At 70.1% G+C, this 14,623-nt stretch carries 12 protein-coding genes and 1 pseudogene; 3 read left to right on the top strand and 10 right to left on the bottom strand.

Features of this window, described 5'->3' with window-relative positions; translation table 11 throughout:
* Positions 1 to 30: 30 nt before the first annotated feature.
* On the top strand, positions 31 to 1,020 hold the full coding sequence (locus tag KA711_09730; GenBank protein ID MCM0609258.1) for a sodium-dependent bicarbonate transport family permease: 990 nt from the start codon (positions 31 to 33) through the stop codon (positions 1,018 to 1,020).
* A 3-nt stretch (positions 1,021 to 1,023) separates the two neighbouring features.
* Here KA711_09730 and KA711_09725 read toward each other — a convergent pair whose 3' ends face one another.
* The 7 genes from KA711_09725 to KA711_09695 all read right to left on the bottom strand — a co-directional run bounded on the left by KA711_09725 (position 1,024) and on the right by KA711_09695 (position 7,800).
* Positions 1,024 to 3,012, bottom strand: a complete 1,989-nt coding sequence (locus tag KA711_09725; GenBank protein ID MCM0609257.1) for a type IIA DNA topoisomerase subunit B — start codon at positions 3,010 to 3,012, stop codon at positions 1,024 to 1,026.
* Between the two features lie 62 nt (positions 3,013 to 3,074).
* On the bottom strand, positions 3,075 to 3,809 hold the full coding sequence (locus KA711_09720) for an amino acid ABC transporter ATP-binding protein (GenBank protein ID MCM0609256.1): 735 nt from the start codon (positions 3,807 to 3,809) through the stop codon (positions 3,075 to 3,077).
* A gap of 73 nt (positions 3,810 to 3,882) precedes the next feature.
* Positions 3,883 to 4,548, bottom strand: coding sequence for an amino acid ABC transporter permease (locus KA711_09715; protein ID MCM0609255.1), 666 nt, complete (start codon positions 4,546 to 4,548; stop codon positions 3,883 to 3,885).
* Between the two features lie 10 nt (positions 4,549 to 4,558).
* The gene (locus KA711_09710; GenBank protein ID MCM0609254.1) at positions 4,559 to 5,299 is read right to left on the bottom strand and encodes an amino acid ABC transporter permease; all 741 of its coding nucleotides are present in this window, start codon (positions 5,297 to 5,299) and stop codon (positions 4,559 to 4,561) included.
* Between the two features lie 116 nt (positions 5,300 to 5,415).
* On the bottom strand, positions 5,416 to 6,312 hold the full coding sequence (locus tag KA711_09705; GenBank protein MCM0609253.1) for an amino acid ABC transporter substrate-binding protein: 897 nt from the start codon (positions 6,310 to 6,312) through the stop codon (positions 5,416 to 5,418).
* A gap of 200 nt (positions 6,313 to 6,512) precedes the next feature.
* Positions 6,513 to 7,436, bottom strand: a complete 924-nt coding sequence (locus tag KA711_09700; protein MCM0609252.1) for a LysR family transcriptional regulator — start codon at positions 7,434 to 7,436, stop codon at positions 6,513 to 6,515.
* A 172-nt stretch (positions 7,437 to 7,608) separates the two neighbouring features.
* Positions 7,609 to 7,800: a hypothetical protein gene (locus tag KA711_09695; GenBank protein ID MCM0609251.1), complete on the bottom strand. Its 192-nt coding sequence runs from the start codon at positions 7,798 to 7,800 to the stop codon at positions 7,609 to 7,611.
* A gap of 520 nt (positions 7,801 to 8,320) precedes the next feature.
* Between KA711_09695 and KA711_09690 the strand changes: the two are divergent.
* Both KA711_09690 and KA711_09685 read left to right on the top strand, forming a co-directional pair.
* Positions 8,321 to 8,506: pseudogene (locus tag KA711_09690) on the top strand (DUF2145 domain-containing protein).
* A gap of 49 nt (positions 8,507 to 8,555) precedes the next feature.
* A complete protein-coding gene (locus KA711_09685) occupies positions 8,556 to 9,056 on the top strand; it encodes a DUF2145 domain-containing protein (protein ID MCM0609250.1) in 501 nt (166 codons plus the stop codon).
* A gap of 116 nt (positions 9,057 to 9,172) precedes the next feature.
* Here the strand turns inward: KA711_09685 and KA711_09680 are convergent, their stop codons facing one another.
* The 3 genes from KA711_09680 to KA711_09670 all read right to left on the bottom strand — a co-directional run bounded on the left by KA711_09680 (position 9,173) and on the right by KA711_09670 (position 14,583).
* Positions 9,173 to 10,303 carry an HlyD family efflux transporter periplasmic adaptor subunit gene (locus KA711_09680; protein ID MCM0609249.1) on the bottom strand — a complete coding sequence of 377 codons (1,131 nt, stop codon included), beginning with the start codon at positions 10,301 to 10,303 and terminating at the stop codon, positions 9,173 to 9,175.
* 154 nt (positions 10,304 to 10,457) lie between these two features.
* On the bottom strand, positions 10,458 to 12,710 hold the full coding sequence (locus KA711_09675; protein ID MCM0609248.1) for a type I secretion system permease/ATPase: 2,253 nt from the start codon (positions 12,708 to 12,710) through the stop codon (positions 10,458 to 10,460).
* 10 nt (positions 12,711 to 12,720) lie between these two features.
* Complete coding sequence (locus tag KA711_09670) at positions 12,721 to 14,583, bottom strand: acetylglucosamine transferase (GenBank protein ID MCM0609247.1); 1,863 nt, start codon at positions 14,581 to 14,583, stop codon at positions 12,721 to 12,723.
* Between the last annotated feature and the right edge of the window lie 40 nt (positions 14,584 to 14,623).

Here is a 14,623-nt window from a genome sequence, read left to right as displayed (position 1 = left end):
GAACTCGCCGACTTCGAAGAATCGCCCACCATGCCCAGCCTCGACCTGTTGCTGACCAACCTGCTCCAGCCCATCGTGCTGGCTTTCCTCCTGGGCGCGATCGCCGGCTTTGTGAAGAGCGAGCTCGAGCTGCCCGAGGCCGTGATCAAGCTGCTGTCGATCGTCCTGCTGTTCTCACTGGGCCTGAGCGGTGGGCGCGAGCTGGTCCGGGCCGACATCGGCGAGGTGTTGCCGCTGCTGGGCATCACCCTGATCATGACCTTTGCCATCCCCACGCTGGCCTACCACGTGGCTCGCCGGGCCGGTGGCCTGGACATCAGCAACGCGGCGGCACTCGCAGCGCATTACGGCTCGGTGTCGACCGCGACCTTCTTCGCCTCCATGAGCTTTGCTGCGGCGATGGGCACACCGGCCGAAGGCACGATGGCCGCGATGGTGGCACTGATGGAGTTCGGCGTCGTGTACGCACTCGTGCTGGCGCGGCTGGCCCTGGGCCGCCAGGGCGCCCGGGGCGGAGGCGGTGGCGCGCGCGGGGCCGAGCTCGTGCTCAGCGTCATCCGTGGCCGCGGCATCCTGCTGTTGGTGGGCGGCATGGCCATCGGCGCGCTGGCCACCGATCCGCAGTGGGCGCAAATCAGCCCGTTCTACGAGGATCTCTTTCGCGGCCTGCTGATGCTGTTCCTGCTCGAAATGGGCATCACCGCAGCGCGGCAGATCGGGGCCTTCCGCCAGGTGGGTCTGTTCATGGCCGGCTTCGGCATGCTCATGCCGGTGCTGCACGGCGTGGTGGGCGTGACCTTGGCCCACGCCGTGGGCCTGGGCACGGGCGGGGCCTTCGTGTTCGGCGCCATCTGCGCCAGTGCCAGCTTCATCGATGCGCCGGCCGCCTGCCGCGCCAGCCTGCCCAAGGCCAGCCCGGGCATCTATCTCACGGCCTCGCTGGGCGTGACCCTGCCGTTCAACCTCATGGTGGGCATCCCGCTGTACTACGGCTACGCGCGCTGGCTGAACGGGGCCTGAGACTCAGACATCGACGTCGACCGCGTCGCCGTGCAACTCCATCAGCTCGCGGCGTGCTGCGGCCTCGCCCTTGCCCATCAGCTTGCCCAGGATCACGGCCGTGGCCTCAAAGCCGCCGCCCAGCCAGCTCACCGGCAACAGGCGCCGCGTCTCGGGGTTGAGCGTCGTCTCCCACAGCTGCTCGGCGTTCATCTCGCCCAGGCCCTTGAAGCGGCTGATGCTCCACGACCCGTCGCGCGCGCCTTCCTTGCGCAGCTTGTCGAGCGTGGCCACGAGCTCGCCTTCGTCGAGCGCGTAGAACTTGGCCGCCGGCCGCTTGCCGCGTGCCGGTGCGTCGATGCGGTACAGCGGCGGGCGGGCGATGTAGACGTGCCCCCGCTCGACGAGCTTCGGGAAGTGGCGGAAGAACAGCGTCAGCAGCAGCACCTGGATGTGCGAGCCGTCGACGTCCGCGTCGGAGAGGATGCAGACCTTGCCGTAACGCAGGCCCGAGAGGTCGGGTTCGTCGGCAGGGCCGTGCGGATCGACGCCCATGGCCACGGCGATGTCGTGGATCTCGGTGTTGGCGAAGAGCCGGTCGCGCTCCACCTCCCAGGTGTTGAGCACCTTCCCACGCAGCGGCAGCACGGCCTGGGTTTCCTTGTCGCGGCCCATCTTGGCGCTGCCGCCGGCAGAGTCGCCCTCGACCAGGAAGACCTCGTTGTGCAGCAGGTCGCGACTTTCGCAGTCGGTCAGCTTGCCGGGCAGCACGGCCACGCCGGAGCCGCGCCGCTTCTCCACCTTCTGCGCCGCGCGCTGGCGCGTCTGGGCCTGCCGGATGACGAGCTCGGCCAGTTTCCGGCCCCACTCGACATGCTGGTTGAGCCACAGCTCGAGCGCCGGCTTGACGTAGGCGCTGACCAGGCGCAGCGCGTCGCGCGAGTTCAGCCGCTCCTTGATCTGGCCCTGGAACTGCGGGTCCAGCACCTTGGTGCTGAGCACGAAGCTGGCGCGGGCAAAGACGTCATCCGGCATCAGCTTCACGCCCTTGGGGCACAGCGCGTGCAGCTCGATGAAACCCTTGACGGCGCCGAAGAGCCCGTCCTTCAGGCCGCTTTCGTGTGTGCCGCCGGCCACCGTGGGAATGAGGTTGACGTAGCTCTCGCGCAAGGTCGCGCCTTCGTCGGTGAAGGCCACGCACCAAGTGGCGCCCTCGCCCTCGGCGAAGCTCTCGGTCTCGCTGGCGCTGGCGTGCTGCTCGCCCTCGAACAAGGGGATCAGCGGGTCGGCCGCCAAGTGCTGCAGGAGGTAGTCGCGCAGGCCCTTGTCGTACTTCCAGGTCGTGGTCTCGCCCGTTTTCTCAACCTGGAGCGTCACCACCACACCCGGCATCAACACGGCCTTGCTGCGCAGCAGGTGCACCAGTTCGTGGCGCGGCAGCTCGGGGCTTTCGAAGTAGCTCGCGTCGGGCCAGACGCGCACGCGCGTGCCGTGTTTCCTGTCACCGGTCTCCTTGCCGATCACGGCCTTGCGCACCGTGAGCGCCTCGGCCACGTCACCACCGGCAAAGGCCAGCTGGGCCACCTGGCCGTCGCGCCACACCGTCACCTCCAGGCGGCGGGCCAGGGCGTTGGTCACGCTCACACCCACGCCGTGCAGGCCGCCGCTGAAGCTGTAGGCCCCGCCCGCGCCCTTGTCGAACTTGCCGCCCGCGTGCAGCCGCGTGTAGACGATCTCGATCACCGGCACGCCTTCTTCCGGGTGCAGGCCGAAGGGGATGCCGCGGCCGTCGTCCTCGACGCTGACGCTGCCGTCGGTATGCAGCACCACGCCGATGCGCGTGCCGAAGCCAGCCAGCGCCTCGTCGGCGGCGTTGTCGATGACCTCCTGCACGATGTGCAGCGGGTTGTCGGTGCGCGTGTACATGCCCGGCCGCTGCTTCACGGGCTCCAGGCCCTTGAGCACGCGGATCGAGGCTTCGGCGTAGGTGTTGCTGGGCTTGACGCTGGGCATGCGGGGCATTCAGGGCAATCCAGGGGCGGCTGCCGGGCCGGGCGCAACCGGCCCCGGAGAGCTCAATGCGCCAGGATCTTGGAGAGGAAGTCCTTCGCCCTCGGGCTGCGCGCGTCGGGGTTGTCGAAGAAGTCTTCCTTCTTGCAGTCCTCGACGATCTTGCCGGCGTCCATGAAGATGACGCGGTGGCTGACCTTGCGCGCAAAGCCCATCTCGTGCGTGACGACCATCATCGTCATGCCTTCCTTGGCCAGCAGCACCATCACGTCGAGCACCTCGCCCACCATCTCGGGGTCGAGCGCGCTGGTGGGCTCGTCGAACAGCATCACGATCGGGTCCATGCTCAGCGCCCGCGCGATGGCCACGCGCTGCTGCTGGCCGCCCGAGAGCTGCCCCGGGAACTTGTCCTTGTGCGCCATCAGGCCCACGCGGTCGAGCATCTTCAGGCCGCGCGCGGTGGCGTCGCTCTGGTTGCGGCCCAGAACCTTGATCTGCGCCAACGTGAGGTTTTCCGTCACGCTCAGGTGCGGGAACAGCTCGAAGTGCTGGAACACCATGCCGACGCGGCTGCGCAGCTTGGGCAGGTCAGTCTTGGGGTCGGAGATGCTGATGCCGTCGACCGAGATGTCGCCCTTCTGGAAGGGCTCCAGTGCGTTCACGGTCTTGATCAGCGTGCTCTTGCCCGAACCCGACGGGCCACAGACCACCACGACCTCACCCTTGCGGATGGTGGTGGTGCAGTCAGTCAGCACCTGGAAGCTGCCGTACCACTTGCTGACGTTCTTGATCTCGATCATGGGGCCTCGGAGGCAAGCCGCTCGCCCTGAGCTTGTCGAAGGGCTTCGACAGGCTCAGCCCGAACGGAGGGTGTCAACGGATGATGGCGATGCGGTTCTGCAGTCGCTTCACCAGCAGGCTCAGCGAGAAGCAGATGATGAAGTACACAACGGCCGCGACGAGGGTGGTCTCAACAGGGCGGTTGAAGTTCTTGCCGGCGATCTCGAAGCCCTTGAGCATGTCGTAGGCGCCGATGGCGTAGACCAGGCTGGTGTCCTGGAACAGGATGATGGTCTGCGTCAGCAGCACCGGCAGCATGTTCCGGAAGGCCTGCGGCAGCACGATCAGCTGCATGGTCTGCGAGTAGTTCATGCCCACCGCATAGCCGGCGTGCACCTGGCCTTTGGGCACGCTCTGGATGCCGGCGCGCATGATCTCCGAGTAGTACGCCGCCTCGAAGAGGGTGAAGGTGATCACGGCGCTCAACTCGGCGCCCATCGGCTTGCCGGTCATCAGCGGGATCAGCAGGAAGAACCACAGGATCACCATCACCAGCGGAATGCTGCGCATGGTGTTGACGTAGGCCGCCGCCGGGATCGCCAGCCAGGGTTTGCCCGACAGCCGCATCAGCGCGAGCAGCGTGCCCAGCACGATGCCGCCGATCATGGCGATGATCGTGAGCTGGAACGAGAAGATCAGCCCCTTCAGCACGAAGCTGGAGATGACCCCCCAGGACAGGAATGTGAAGTCCAGGTTCATGGCCGGGCCCTCACTTCGAACCGATCATGCCGGGCACCCGGACACGATTCTCGACCACCAGCATGAGGCGATTGATGGTGAAGGCGCTGATGAAGTACAGGCCCGTCACCGCCAGGTACATCTCGATGTTGCGCGAGGTCTCCTCGCCGGCCTGCAGCGCGAACATCGTCAGCTCCGCAATGCTCACCGCAAAGGCCACCGACGAGTTCTTGATGATGTTCATGCTCTCGCTCGTGAGCGGCGGGATGACGATGCGAAACGCCATCGGCAGCAGCACGTAGCGGTAGGTCTGGGGCAGCGTGAGGCCCATGGCCAGGCCGGCGTAGCGCTGGCCCTTGGGCAGGCTCTGGATGCCGGCGCGCACCTGCTCGGAGATGCGCGCGCTGGTGAAGAACCCCAAGGCGAAGACGACGAGGATGAAGCTCGGGAACGCCTGCAGCGGCTTGAAGATCGCCGGCAGCACGTGGTACCACAGGAAGATCTGCACCAGCAGCGGGATGTTGCGGAACAGCTCCGTCCACGCCGTGCCGATGAACACCAGCCGCTTGTCGGGCGCCGTGCGCAGGATGCCCATCAGCGAGCCCACGGCCAGCGCCACCACCAGGGCCAGTACCGCCACGCTCAGCGTCCAGCCCCAGGCGGAGATGATCCAGTCGAGGTAGGTGATGTCTCCGCCCTTGCCGAAGCAACCGGCGATCTGCTCACCCGTCACGGTCTCCTTGCAGAAGACCTGCCAATCCCAGCTCGCCACGCGGCGCTCTCCTCCTGCCGGCGCCGGCCCGTGGCTGGCGCCGCCTGCAAAAAGGGGCCTGCCGTGAACGGCCAGGCCCCCCGGGGCCCGCGGCGCTCAGGCCGCGGGGCCGACGCTCACTTCTTGAGGTAGTCCTCGAGCGGCTTGTCGTTCGGGTTGGCCCAGGCCGACTTCGTGGCCTCGCTCACCGGCAGGCCGACGCGGGTGTTGGTCGGCGGGATGGGCTGGGTGAACCACTTGTCGTAGAGCTTGCCGATCTCGCCGCTCTTCATCATGGCCTTGATGCTGTCGTCGACGGCCTTCTTGAAGGGCGCGTCGTCCTTGCGGATCATGATGGCGATCGGCTCGACCGACAGCACCTCGCCGACGATGCGGAAGTCGGCCGGGTTCTTGGCCTTGGCGATGTTGCCGGCGAGGATCTGGCCGTCCATCACGAAGGCGTCGGCACGGCCGGTTTCCAGCAGCAGGAAGCTATCGGCGTGGTCCTTGCCGAAGACCTCGTTGAAGTTCACGTTGGCACCACGCTCGTGCTTGCGCAGGTGCTGCACCGAGGTGGTGCCGGTGGTGGTGGCGACGTTCTTGCCAGCCAGCTGCGCGATGCTGGTGATGCCCGAGTTGGCCTTCACGGCGATGCGCACTTCCTCGACGTACGTGGTGACGGCGAATGCCACGTCCTTCTGGCGGGTGGCGTTGTTGGTGGTGCTGCCGCACTCGATGTCGACGGTGCCGTTCTGCACCAGCGGGATGCGGTTCTGCGACGTGACCGGCACGTACTTGACGTCGACCTTGGCCAGGCCGAGCTGCTTCTGCACATCGGCCAGCACGCGCGAGCAGACCTCGACGTGGAAGCCGGCGAACTTGCCGTCGCCCAGCGTGTAGGACAGCGCGCCCGAGGACTCGCGCACGCCCATGGACGCCGCGCCGGATTGCTTGATCTTGGCCAGCGTGTCGGCCTGGGCGGCACCGGCGGCCAGCAGCGCGAGCGCGGCAGCGGTGATGAGGGTCTTCGTCATGGAGGCTCCTGGAAAGATCAGCGGCGGAACGGGTGAAGCAGCCATTCTAGGAATGAGGCCCGCCCACCCGCCCGGGTGGAAGCCCGTGCATGCACGGGGCGTGCCACCGTCTGGCGGCACGGCGGCGGACTGTAGCGGCACCCAAGACCCTGCTGCCAATGCCGATGCGCATGCGCCGCATGCGGCCGCGGCATGTGCGCTCAGGGTTGTCCCTGAGTTTCGAGGTAATCCCACAGGGCCTGCACAGCCGGCTTGCGGTGGCGCGCCGCCTCGGGGCGCTCGCGGTAGATGCGCACCTCCATCGTCAGCGACAGCAGCGGGTCGGCCGAGGCCGCCACGAGCCGCCGCGCCTTGAGCTCCTTGCGCACCGAGCTGTGCGGCAGGAAGGCCAGGCCGTGGCCCTCGAGCGCCATCGCCTTCAGGCCCTCGGCCATGTCTGTTTCGTAGATGGGTTCCAGCGCCAGCGGCTCGCCGGCCTGCTTGCGGATGGCGTCCACCAGCCCTGCCATGTAGGCCCCGGGGGCGTAGCTGAGAAAGGGCACGCGCTGGCCCGCCGAACCCGGCAGCGTGAACATCGGCCGCCCGTCGGCGCCCGCCTTGGCGTAGGGCGCGAGCGTCTCGCTCGACAGCGCCAGCATCTCGTAGCGGTCGTCGCTCAGGCGCAGCGGCTGGCTCGGGTGGTGGTAGGCGATCAACAGGTCGCAGCCGCCCTCGGTGAGGCGCAGCGCCGCGTCGTGCACGTTCAGCGCCGTCAGGCGCGTCTTGACGCCGCCGAAGTTCTGCCGCAAGTCCATCAGCCAGTGCGGGAAGAACGTGAACGCCAGCGTGTGCGGCACGGCGAACTCGATCATGTCCTGGTCGGCCGCCTGGTGGCTGCGCATCATGTTGCGCGTGGCCTGCAGCGCCTCGAGCACCTCGAGCGCCTGCGCATGCAGCGTCTCGCCGGCGGCGGTGAGCCGCGTGGGGTAGGCGGAGCGGTCGACGAGGTCGATTCCCGCCCACGCCTCGAGCGCCTGGATGCGGCGCGAGAACGCCGGCTGCGTGACGTGCCGCAACTGCGCCGAGCGCGAGAAGCTGCGCGTCTCGGCCAGGCTCACGAAGTCCTCCAGCCACTTTGTCTCCATGCGCGGCGGAGTGTAGTCAGCCCCCTGGGCCCGGCGCCTCGGGGCCGGCCCGGGCGTGAGGAACCCGGCACGCGCTGTTGCAGGCTCACCGCAGTCGGTGTGCCACGGGGCCGGTTTGCGCCGTAGCATCGGACGCGTCAACCCGTCACACCGCAGGAGCATCTGCCCATGCTTAGTCGCACGCCAACTGCTTCGCGCCGCTCGCAGCCGCCGTTGCTCGGCCACGTGGCACTTGCCGCCCGCTGGTCGGCGCATGGGCAGCCAGCTCGGCCTCGTCGGCATCGTCAGAGGGCTCGTCGGCTTCGTCGGGCAGCGTGTCCGACTCCTTCGGGGCCAGCAGCGACAGTTCGTCGAAAGGCGACAAGAAGATCGCCGAGGGCGACTACAGGCATCGATGCGCAGATGGCCGCGGCCGGGCAGCCCAGGGCAGGCTGCAGCCTGACGCTGGCAGGGCACGGCTGGCGCCGCCGGCACGACGCTTCGAGCTCGTGCGTGCCTGACGCTGACCGTGCAACAGGCGGCGCTCACCGTGGGCGACTCCGCTGCACGGCCCGCGCGCGCAGCTACGGCTGGGAGCTCGCCGCCGGCGCCGCCACCGAAGCCCGCGAGCCGTTCTACCTGGTGCGTGCACGACGCCCAGCAGCGCGAGTTCAGCCACGCGCAAGCTCAGCGCTCTGAGCGCGTGAGGCCGCAAGCCCTGGTACGGGCGGCCGCCCTGTCGGCGACGCTCGCCACGGCGGTGCCGACGGTCGTTGCGGCGTCGCTGCACTCCTGCACCGACAGAAGCCGCGCTCACCGCCGGCGCAGCAGCAGCGTGCTGCTGCAGGTGAGCCAGCGCGTCAAGGCCGAGCTCGAACGCGCCGCGGCGCCGAGGTCGCCATCGTCTGCGCGCAGCGGGCTTGGCGCTGGGCTGGTTCGGCCTGCGCTACTCGCACGCGGGCGTGGCCTTGCGCGCCAGCCCCGAGACGCCCTGGGCCGTGCGCCAGCTGTACTTCGCCTGCGACGAGCAGCAGCCGCGACTGTTCGACCAGGGCCTGACGGCATTCCTCATGGGCACGCTGAAGCCCGACCTGGGCTACCTGTCGGTGGTGCTGCTGCCGCCGCGAGGCGGAGCAGGCGCTGGAGGCCACGAGCGCTGGACTCAGCGGCGCACGGCGCTGGCGCTGCTGGGGCCGGCGCTACAGCGCCAACGCCTGGGCCCACGGCCTCGTCTACCAGAACTGCAACCAGTGGCTGGGCGAGCTGCTGGCCGACTGGCCTGGGGCGCGCCGCGCAGCGACGCAGCCGCGGGAGCACGGCCCAGCCAGTGGCTGCGCGACACAGGGCTACCGCGGCGACCGACTTCCAGCTGCCGGGGCGGACCTTCACCGGGCTCACCGCCTTCAGCCCCTGGCTCAACCGCGACGACCACCCCGAGCGAGCAGCTGGCCCAGGCGCGCTTCGAGGTCAGCCATGCCGGCCGCCATCGAGGCCTTCGTGCAGCCGACGTGCACCCGCAGGCCGAGCGCTTCGAGCTCTGCCACACGACGACCGCCGCATGGTGCGTGCGCCGGGGCTGGACAGCCCATCGCCGACGGCTGCGTGGCGGCCGAGGGCGACGAGGTCACGGACCTGACGTGAGCGCGCGGGCGGGCCGCCGGCTCAGCGCTCGCGGAAGGCCTCGCTGCTCTTGCGCATCGGCGTCAGCAGAAAGGCCAACACCGAGCGCTGGCCGGTGCGGATCTCGGCGCTGCCCGTCATCCCCGGCAGCACGGGCAAGCACGCGGCCCTGGTGCTCCAGGCCGGCCGCGTCGGCCCGCACCAGCGCGCGGTACCAGGTGGCCGCCGGGCTGGGCGGCGCGCTCGGGGTCGCCCAGGGCGTCGGGGCTCAGCACCTCCACCCGGCCCTTGAGCGCGCCAAAGATCGTGTACTCATAGGCACTGAGCTTGATCTCCACCGGCTGCCCCACGCGCACGAAGCCGATGTCGGCCGGCTGCACACGGGCCTCGATCAGCACGCTGTCGGCCACCGGCACCACCTCCATCACCGTGGCCCCTGCGGCCACCACGCCGCCCGGCGTGTGGTGGCGGATCACCTTGACGATGCCCTTCACGGGCGAGACCAGCGTGCTGCGACGCAGCGCGTCGTCGCGCACCACCATCTGCTCGTCGAGCAGCGCCAACTCGTTGCGCGCCCTCACCAGCTCGGCCTGTGCGTCCTGCCGGAAGCGGTTGCCGCGTTCGGCCACCTGCAGCTGCAGCTCGTTGACCTGGCGCTGCAGGCGCATCACCTCGACCTCGCTCATCAGGCCCTTGCTCGACAGGGCTTGGGCCACGCCGAGCTCGCGGCCGAGCAGCGCGATGCTGCGCTGCTGGGCCGCCAGTGCCTCGGTCAGCACACGCTGCCGCGCCGAGTAGCTGTCCATCTCGGCCTCGACGACGGTGCCCGGCAGCTCGCCGGGAAACTCGGGCGCGCGGCCGTTCACCTCGGCCGTGAGGCGAATGACCGCAGCCTGCAGCGCAGCGCGGCGCGTGGCCCCTTCGGCCTGCTGGGCCTCGACGCGCGTGGGGTCCAGCAGCGCCAGCGGCTGCCCCTTGGCCACCGTCTGGCCCTCGCGCACCAGCATCTCGCGCAGGATGCCGCCTTCAAGGCTGGCAATCACCTGCTCGCGCCCTTCGGGCACCACGCGGGCCGGCGCCTTGGCGACGATGTCCACCTGCGCCAGCGCGGCCCAACCCAGCGCCACGGCCAGCGCCGCCAGCATCAGGTAGACGGCCCAGCTCGCCGCGGGCGCCGGCTCCACCACCTGCGCCGCAGCCACCGGGCTGACATAGGGCATGTCGGCCTGGTCGAGCGCGCGGCCGGTGGGTTTGGAGAACAGACTCATGGCGCTGGCGTGGGGGACAGGGCTTCGACAGGCTCAGCCCGAACGGGGTTCAGTGCCTCGGCCCGAACGGTGGTGGATGGGCGGATGCGAACCAACCACCGTTCGCGCTGAGCTCGTCGAAGCGCCGCGCCCACCGATCCGTTGGCAGGCCGCCTCATACCGATGCCTCACGCTGCACCGGCTGCGAGCTCGGATGCAGGTGCACGTTGCTCGGCGCGCCGGCGGGCGGCGCGGAAGGCTTTGCGCCGGACAGGGCCGCCAGCACCTGCTCCTTCGGCCCGTCCATCACCACACGGCCGGCGTCGACGACGACGATGCGGTTCACCAGCTCCAGGACCGCGGGGCGGTGCGTCACCACGACCAGCGTGCAGTCCTGGGCCGCCTGACGCAGCTGGCGCAGGAAGGCCATTTCGCTCTGCGCGTCCATCGAGCTCGTGGGCTCGTCCATCAGCAGGATGCGCGGCCGCGTGACGAGGCAGCGCGCCAGCGCCACCAGCTGGCGCTGGCCGCCGCTGAGCAGCGAACCGCCCTCGCCGACCGGCAGCTCCCAGCCCTGCGGGTGGCTGGCCACGAGGCGGTCCAGCCCGGTGAGCGTGGCCACCTCGGCCAGCCGCGCGGCGTCGGCCGCCGGCCGGTCGAGCAGCACATTGTCGCGGAGCGTGCCACTGAACAGGCGCGGGTCCTGCGCCACGAAACCCACCTTGGCACGGTAATCCGCGGGGTCGATCTGGCGCAGGTCGATGCCATCGGCCTCCACCTGGCCCTGCACCGGCTGGTACAGCCCGGCCAGCAGGCGCAGCACCGTGCTCTTGCCGCTGCCGATGCGCCCGAGGATGGCCACGCGCTCGCCGGGCTGGAAGCGCAGGGTCGCGCGCTGCAGCACCAGCGGGCCCTGGCCGGGCGCCGCTGCGCCGGCTATTGCCGGTGCCGGGTAGGCGAACGAGGCCTCCACCAGCGCCAGCTGGCCGGTGAGCTCGCGCCGGGGCACGTAGACCTTTCCGGTCTCGCGCTCGGTGGGTTGCTGCATCACGTGGTCGAGCGCCCGCATGGCGGCACGCGCGCCCTGGTAGCGCGTGGCCAGCTGCACCACGCTGGACAGCGGGGCCAGCGCGCGGCCGGCAAACATCACAGCCCCGATCAGCGCCCCGCCGGTGATGACCTGGGCATGGATGAGGTACACGCCCCACACCAGCAGCACCAAGGTCACGGCCTGCTGCACGACGGCGGCCACGTTCATGGTCAGGGCCTGAAGCCGGCGCATCTGCAGCTGGCTGCTGGCCTGCATCGCGGTGGCGTCTTCGTACTGGCGCAGGAAGCGGCCCTGCGCGCCCGCAGCCTTGAGGTCCTCGATGCCGTCCACGGCCTCCACCAGCACGCCGTGCAGGTCGGCGGTCTGGTGCATCTGCGCCATCGTCGCGCGGCGCAGGCCGCCCTGCAGCAGCGCCGCACCCAGCAGCAGCAGCGGGATCGCGGTCACCAGCACCCAACCCAGGGGCCCGCCCACCACGAAGACCATGGCCACGAAGACAACGATGAAGGGCAGGTCGGAGATCGCCGTCAGCGTGGCCGAGGCGAAGAACTCGCGCACCTGCTCCACCTGCGCCAGGTGGTGCGCGTAGGCGCCCGCCGACTGCGGCCGCTGCTCCATGCGCAGCGCCAGCGTCTGGCGGAAGAGGATGCTGCCCACCAGCAGGTCGGCCTTGCGGCCGGCCAGGTCGATGAGGTGCGTGCGCAGCTGCCGCGCAGTGAGGTCGAACACCAGCGCCAAAGCACCGCCGATGGCCAGCGCCCACAGCGTGACGAAGGCCTGGTGCGGAATCACCTTGTCGAAGATGACCGAGGTGACGAGGCCCGTCACCAGCATCAGCACGTTGGACAGCAGCGCCGCCAGCAGCGCGCTGCGGTAGTAGGGCACGAAGCGGCGGATGGTGCCCCAGAGCCAGTGCTGCGCGGGGTCGGCCAGCAGCCTGGCGTCGCCTTCCGTGGTGCCGGCGTGGACCTGCGGGCGTGGCGTGGCCACCAGCGCCACGCCGGTGTATTCGGCCGCCAGCTCGGCCTCGGTGGCCTGGCAGGCGTGGTGCTCGCGGCCGGGCATGACGATGTCGTAGCGGCTGCCTTCACCCGGGGTCTGGGGATGCCGCGCCACGACGATGCAGGCGTCGCCCTCCTTCAGCAGCAGCACCGCCGGCAGCAGCAGCTCGTTGAGCTCCGGAATCGCGCGCTGCACCAGGCCCGCGCTGAAGCCGGCCTCGGCGAGCGCGCGCAGGGCCTGGTCCGGCGCCAACCGGCCCTGCACGGGCAGCGTGGCCAGCAGCGACTCGGGGCTGCGCTCGCGGCCGTGGTGACGCGTCAACCACGCGATGGCGTGCGCCAGCGCGTCGTTGTCCAGGTCCCAGGCAGCGTCCACGGCGGGTGGGTCAGCTCAGCGGGCCGGCGGCACGCTTCTCGCGCGAGCGCAGCGCCAGGCGTTCGAAGGCAGCCTCGATGTCGCGCACGATGCGCGGCACGTCGAAGAGGGGCGACTGCCGGCCATGCTCGGCCAGGTAGCGGCGGTGGCTGGCCACGCGCGCCGGCGTGCGGCCCAGCGTGATGGCGAGCCGCTCGTAGTCGGCCTGGTTGTCGGTGATGAGGTCCGGCAGGCCCACCGCGGTGAGCAGGCTGCCGGCCATGCGGCTGATGATGGTGCGGCCGCTGCGCGTGACGATGGGCAGGCCCATCCACAGCGCATCGGACGCCGTGGTGCCGGCGTTGTACGGGAAGGTGTCGAGCATCAGGTCGGCCAGCGTGAAGCGCGCCAGGTACTCCGGCGGCGCCACGCGCGGCGCGAACACCAGCCGCTCGGGCGTGACGCCATGCGCCGCGGCGCAGGCCAGCATGTTGGCGCGCGCCGTGTCGTTGTCGGCCAGCAGCCACAGCACGCTGCCGGGCACGGCGGCCAGGATGCGCATCCAGCTGCTGAAGACCTCGGCGGTGAACTTGTGGTTGTTGTTGAAGCTGCAGTAGACGAAGGCGTCGCTCGGCAGGCCGTAGCGGGCGCGGCCCTCGGCTCGGTCGGCCAGGGGCGCCACCTCGCGCTGGCGGTCGCTCACCTGGTAGCAGCCGCTCAGTCGCAGCGGCCGCTCGGTGCAGAAGCGCTCCAGCTCCGGCGGCATCGTGTAGTCGTCGGCGATCATCCAGTCCAGCCCCGGGATGGCCGAGGTACCCGGCAACCCGAGGTAGCTCACCTGCACCGGCGCCGGCCGCTGCACCAGGATGCCCGGGCGCGCGCCGGCCGTCAGACCCTGCAGGTCGACCAGCACGTCCACGCTCGACAGCGCGATCTGCTTGGCCGCGGTGGTGTCGTCGACACCGCCGATGCGCAGCACCTTGTCGAAGGCCTTGAGGATGCGCTGGCGCAGCGGCGTGGCGGACTCCGGCGTCCAGCAGAAGGCGCTGACCTCGAAGCGGCTGCGGTCGTGCAGTTCGAAAAGCTCGGCCGCCAGCAGCCCCACCGCATGCATGTGCAGATCGCCGCTCAGGTAACCCACGCGGATGCGGCCGGTGGGCGCCGGTGTGCGCAGGAAGAGCGGCACACCCGCCGGCTTGGGAACCTTCTCGTGCACGAAGCGCTGCGCCGCGAGCAGTTGCAGCGCCGGGTCGTCGGTGAGGCCCATCATCGCCAGGAGCGAGGTGCCGGTGAGGAACTGATTCGGCGTCACCTCACCCGCCGGCTTGTCGTGCGGCCAGGCGCACTGCTTCTGGCGGATGTGCACGTAGTGCTGGATGACGTCGGGCTGCGCTGCCTTCAGCGCCAGGCTGGCGGCCATCAGCGCCTCGGCCTCGGGGTAGCGGCGCTGCGTCTCCAGCAGCCGCGCGCTGTTGTTCAGCGCGTGCAGGCGGTGCTCCAGGGCGGGCGCGACAGCCGCGTCGATCACCTGGCGCCAGGTGGCGACGGCGGCGTCGGCGTCGCTGCGGCGCTCCATCAGGTGGCCCAGGTTCAGCAGCGCTGGCGCGAAGCCGGGCTCGATGTCGAGCGCACGGCGGTAGGCGCGCTCGGCGCCGGCCTCGTCGCCCTGGCCCGACAGCAGCGTGCCCCAGTTGAAGCAGGCCAGGTGCTGCAGCGGCTGGCGCGTGGTGGCCAGCCAGGTCTCGTAGGCGCGCGCGGCGGTGGCCGCGTCGCCGGCGGACTGCAGGCGCGTGGCCTCGTCCATCAGCTGCTGCAGCGTGGCGCTGCCGTCACGGATGGCGGTGCTCAGGCGGGCGTCGGCGGCAACAGTCGGTTCAGCGATGGCGGAGTCCATCCGGCTTCCTCCACGGGGATGCAGATACGAACCGATCGTA

The organism is Ideonella sp. WA131b (assembly GCA_023657425.1).
In the GTDB taxonomy this organism is placed as follows: Bacteria; Pseudomonadota; Gammaproteobacteria; order Burkholderiales; family Burkholderiaceae_C; genus Rubrivivax.
This window is presented reverse-complemented; position numbering and strand designations above follow the sequence as displayed.